The 5,588-nt window shown below is 59.1% G+C and carries 3 rRNA genes; all 3 read right to left on the bottom strand.

The annotated features are described in order from the left end of the window. Positions 1 to 25: 25 nt before the first annotated feature. Positions 26 to 142 (bottom strand): 5S ribosomal RNA (gene rrf / locus FB586_RS18405). Between the two features lie 84 nt (positions 143 to 226). Then, a 23S ribosomal RNA gene (locus FB586_RS18400) occupies positions 227 to 3,334 on the bottom strand. 495 nt (positions 3,335 to 3,829) lie between these two features. Next, positions 3,830 to 5,352: ribosomal RNA gene (locus tag FB586_RS18395) — 16S ribosomal RNA — on the bottom strand. Together the 16S, 23S and 5S rRNA genes form the textbook arrangement of a ribosomal RNA operon. Between the last annotated feature and the right edge of the window lie 236 nt (positions 5,353 to 5,588).

Genomic DNA, 5,588 nt, shown 5'->3' with positions numbered 1-5,588 from the left:
TCGGGTGGGCCTTCGTGGAATGGTTGTCCGGCGGCGTCCTACTCTCCCACACCCTGGCGGGTGCAGTACCATCGGCGCTGAAGGGCTTAGCTTCCGGGTTCGGAATGGGACCGGGCGTTTCCCCTTCGCTATGACCGCCGTAACGCTGTCGAGAATCTGTCAAACAGGCACATGGCCCGTTGGTTTCTCGGGAACCGCACAGTGGACGCGTAGCAATGAATGAAGGTGAGTCAAGTTGTCGGCTTATTAGTACCGGTCAGCTGCGGCAGTCTTTCGTCCTGCCTTCCACATCCGGCCTATCTACCCAGTGGTCTATCTGGGAGCCTCTCACCCCGAAGGGCGTGGAAACCTCATCTTGAAGCAGGCTTCCCGCTTAGATGCTTTCAGCGGTTATCCCTTCCGAACGTAGCCAACCAGCCGTGCTCCTGGCGGAACAACTGGCACACCAGAGGTTCGTCCGTCCCGGTCCTCTCGTACTAGGGACAGCCCTTCTCAAGTTTCCTGCGCGCGCAGCGGATAGGGACCGAACTGTCTCACGACGTTCTAAACCCAGCTCGCGTACCGCTTTAATGGGCGAACAGCCCAACCCTTGGGACCTACTCCAGCCCCAGGATGCGACGAGCCGACATCGAGGTGCCAAACCATGCCGTCGATATGGACTCTTGGGCAAGATCAGCCTGTTATCCCCGGGGTACCTTTTATCCGTTGAGCGACGGCGCTTCCACAAGCCACCGCCGGATCACTAGTTCCGACTTTCGTCCCTGCTCGACCTGTCAGTCTCACAGTCAAGCTCCCTTGTGCACTTGCACTCGCCACCTGATTGCCAACCAGGCTGAGGGAACCTTTGAGCGCCTCCGTTACATTTTAGGAGGCAACCGCCCCAGTTAAACTACCCACCAGGCACTGTCCCTGATCCGGATCACGGACCGAGGTTAGATGTCCAGAGCGACCAGAGTGGTATTTCAACGATGACTCCACCGACACTGGCGTGCCGGCTTCACAGTCTCCCACCTATCCTACACAAGCCGCACCGAACACCAATACCAAGCTATAGTAAAGGTCCCGGGGTCTTTCCGTCCTGCTGCGCGTAACGAGCATCTTTACTCGTAGTGCAATTTCGCCGAGTTCGCGGTTGAGACAGCGGAGAAGTCGTTACGCCATTCGTGCAGGTCGGAACTTACCCGACAAGGAATTTCGCTACCTTAGGATGGTTATAGTTACCACCGCCGTTTACTGGGGCTTAAATTCTGAGCTTCGCACTTGCGTGCTGACCCGTCCTCTTAACCTTCCAGCACCGGGCAGGCGTCAGTCCGTATACATCGTCTTGCGACTTCGCACGGACCTGTGTTTTTAGTAAACAGTCGCTTCTCCCTGGTCTCTGCGGCCCTCCACGCTTCCCCGGGCATGCCGGTTCACGCTTGAGGCCCCCCTTCTCCCGAAGTTACGGGGGCATTTTGCCGAGTTCCTTAACCACGATTCTCTCGATCGCCTTGGTATTCTCTACCTGACCACCTGAGTCGGTTTGGGGTACGGGCGGCTAGAACCTCGCGTCGAGGCTTTTCTTGGCAGCATAGGATCACCCATTTCCCGCATACGCGGTACCCGTCGGTTCTCAGGCACATGAGGTGCGGATTTGCCTGCACCTCGCCCTACGGCCTTGGACGTGGACTACCATCGCCACGCTGGGCTACCTTCCTGCGTCACCCCTGTTAATACGCTTACCTACTACCGGTTCGGGTCCCGTGCTCCCCGGTGCGGTGTCCCCGAAGGGACGGTGCACCGGCTCGGACGGTCAGCATCACCGGGCTCGGTATGGGCGGTTCTTCGCCGGTACGGGAATATCAACCCGTTGTCCATCGACTACGCCTGTCGGCCTCGCCTTAGGTCCCGACTTACCCAGGGCGGATTAGCCTGGCCCTGGAACCCTTGGTCATTCGGCGGACGGGTTTCTCACCCGTCTTTCGCTACTCATGCCTGCATTCTCACTCGTGTGGGCTCCACCACTGGGTTCCCCCGCGGCTTCACCGCCCACACGACGCTCCCCTACCCATCCACACGACTGAACCACGAAGGCTTGTCACGAGTGTGAATGCCACAGCTTCGGCGGTGTGCTTGAGCCCCGCTACATTGTCGGCGCGGAATCACTTGACCAGTGAGCTATTACGCACTCTTTCAAGGGTGGCTGCTTCTAAGCCAACCTCCTGGTTGTCTGTGCAACTCCACATCCTTTCCCACTTAGCACACGCTTAGGGGCCTTAGCTGGTGGTCTGGGCTGTTTCCCTCTCGACTACGGAGCTTATCCCCCGCAGTCTCACTGCCACGCTCTGGCTTACCGGCATTCGGAGTTTGGCTAACGTCAGTAACCTGGTGGGGCCCATCGGCTATCCAGTAGCTCTACCTCCGGCAAGAAACACGTGACGCTGCACCTAAATGCATTTCGGGGAGAACCAGCTATCACGAAGTTTGATTGGCCTTTCACCCCTAACCACAGGTCATCCCCCAGGTTTTCAACCCTGGTGGGTTCGGGCCTCCACGCGGTCTTACCCGCGCTTCACCCTGCCCATGGCTAGATCACTTCGCTTCGGGTCTAGAGCACGCGACTGACTCGCCCTGTTCGGACTCGCTTTCGCTACGGCTTCCCCACACGGGTTAACCTCGCCACGTACCACTAACTCGCAGGCTCATTCTTCAAAAGGCACGCCGTCACCCCTGCTAGGGAGGCTCCGACGGATTGTAGGCACACGGTTTCAGGTACTATTTCACTCCCCTCCCGGGGTACTTTTCACCTTTCCCTCACGGTACTTGTCCGCTATCGGTCACCAGGTAGTATTTAGGCTTACACAGTGGTCTGTGCAGATTCACTCCGGGTTTCTCGGGCCCGGAGCTACTTGGGATCCCCATCGGGAGGCCACGCCATTTCGTCTACGGGGGTACCACCCTCTGTGCCGGGCCTTTCAATGCCCTTCGACTATGACGCGACTTTCTGACTCCCTGCTGACACGGCAGTATCAGCTGACGGGTCCCACAACCCCGCACGTGCAACGCCTGCCGGCTTGAACACACGCACGGTTTGGCCTGATCCGCTTTCGCTCGCCACTACTCACGGAATATCTCTTCCTGCCGGTACTGAGATGTTTCACTTCCCGGCGTTCCCTCCACGCACCCTATATATTCAGGTGCGGGTCACCACACATGACTGTGGCGGGGTTTCCCCATTCGGACATCCTCGGATCACGGTTCGTTTGCCAACTCCCCGAGGCTTATCGCAGGCTACTACGTCCTTCTTCGGCTCCTGGTGCCAAGGCATCCACCCTGTGCCCTTATAAACTTGACCACAAAGATCATTCAAAGATGCTCGCGTCCACTGTGCAGTTCTCAAGCAACCACCGGACCTTCGCCGGCACCCGGTGCGCCAACCCCGCAACACGCGAGGCGGTACGACACCACCGACGAACCCGAAGGCCCACCCGACCCCCAGCACCCACCCGGCCACCACCCACGCACAACGGCGCGACCAGCAACCCGGCAGACCCGGAAGATCTCGTGACCCCGAAGCAACACCCCGACAAGCGGGCTGTTCCCTCAGGACCCAACAGCGTGCCAGGCCGACCACACCACCAGCAGGACAACCGTTCCCTCCCCCACCACGCGGCCCCGAGCAAGCTCGAGACCACACGATGCGGCGTACTAGGCACCCACCAGCCCATGGCCGGCCGTAGTCGATGTTCCACCCTCGAGCACCACCCCTCACACACTGACGGTGAGGGCATGGGCCTGGACACCCACCCACACCCATGACAGGCGCAGGCACGTGCCAGATGCTCCTTAGAAAGGAGGTGATCCAGCCGCACCTTCCGGTACGGCTACCTTGTTACGACTTAGTCCTAATCGCCAGTCCCACCTTCGACGGCTCCCCCCTACAAGAGGTTGGGCCACCGGCTTCGGGTGTTACCGACTTTCATGACTTGACGGGCGGTGTGTACAAGGCCCGGGAACGTATTCACCGCAGCGTTGCTGATCTGCGATTACTAGCGACTCCGACTTCATGGGGTCGAGTTGCAGACCCCAATCCGAACTGAGACCGGCTTTTTGGGATTCGCTCCACCTCGCGGTATCGCAGCCCTTTGTACCGGCCATTGTAGCATGCGTGAAGCCCAAGACATAAGGGGCATGATGATTTGACGTCATCCCCACCTTCCTCCGAGTTGACCCCGGCAGTCTCCCATGAGTCCCCGGCATAACCCGCTGGCAACATGGGACGAGGGTTGCGCTCGTTGCGGGACTTAACCCAACATCTCACGACACGAGCTGACGACAACCATGCACCACCTGTGCACCGACCTTGCGGGGCACCCATCTCTGAGTGTTACCGGTGCATGTCAAGCCTTGGTAAGGTTCTTCGCGTTGCATCGAATTAATCCGCATGCTCCGCCGCTTGTGCGGGCCCCCGTCAATTTCTTTGAGTTTTAGCCTTGCGGCCGTACTCCCCAGGCGGGGCACTTAATGCGTTTGCTGCGGCACGGAATCCGTGGAATGGACCCCACACCTAGTGCCCAACGTTTACGGCATGGACTACCAGGGTATCTAATCCTGTTCGCTCCCCATGCTTTCGCTCCTCAGCGTCAGTTGCGGCCCAGTGACCTGCCTTCGCCATCGGTGTTCCTCCTGATATCTGCGCATTCCACCGCTACACCAGGAATTCCAGTCACCCCTACCGCACTCTAGTCTGCCCGTACCCACTGCAAGCCCCAGGTTGAGCCTGAGGTTTTCACAGCAGACGCGACAGACCGCCTACGAGCTCTTTACGCCCAATAATTCCGGACAACGCTTGCGCCCTACGTATTACCGCGGCTGCTGGCACGTAGTTAGCCGGCGCTTCTTCTGCAGGTACCGTCACTTGCGCTTCTTCCCTGCTGAAAGAGGTTTACAACCCGAAGGCCGTCATCCCTCACGCGGCGTCGCTGCATCAGGCTTGCGCCCATTGTGCAATATTCCCCACTGCTGCCTCCCGTAGGAGTCTGGGCCGTGTCTCAGTCCCAGTGTGGCCGGTCGCCCTCTCAGGCCGGCTACCCGTCGTCGCCTTGGTAGGCCATCACCCCACCAACAAGCTGATAGGCCGCGAGCCCATCCCCCACCGATAAATCTTTCCAGACACTCCGGATGCCCGGGCGTCTCGTATCCAGTATTAGACCTCGTTTCCAAGGCTTATCCCAGAGTGGAGGGCAGGTTGCTCACGTGTTACTCACCCGTTCGCCACTGATCCGGTCAGCAAGCTGACCTTCACCGTTCGACTTGCATGTGTTAAGCACGCCGCCAGCGTTCGTCCTGAGCCAGAATCAAACTCTCCGTTAATGTCAAACGCCACCCACCAGGCGAACCCGGCAGACAACAGACACACAAAGAAACCCCACAAAAGCAGGGCCGAAACTGGTCTCTACCCCGAGCGCCACCCACAGGGGCGCGGATGCAACGCTCAGGCTCGACACCAAACAAATGGCATCGACTACTTGGCACACTGTTGAGTTCTCAAGGAACAGACGCTCATCCTCGATCCACCCTCTCGGGCTTCCCGCAGGAGGCTCATCCAC

The organism is Cellulomonas telluris, assembly GCF_004886325.1.
Classification (GTDB): Bacteria; Actinomycetota; Actinomycetes; order Actinomycetales; family Cellulomonadaceae; genus Cellulomonas; species Cellulomonas telluris.
The sequence above is the reverse complement of the archived record's forward strand: the minus strand, read 5'-3'. Positions and strand labels throughout refer to the sequence as shown.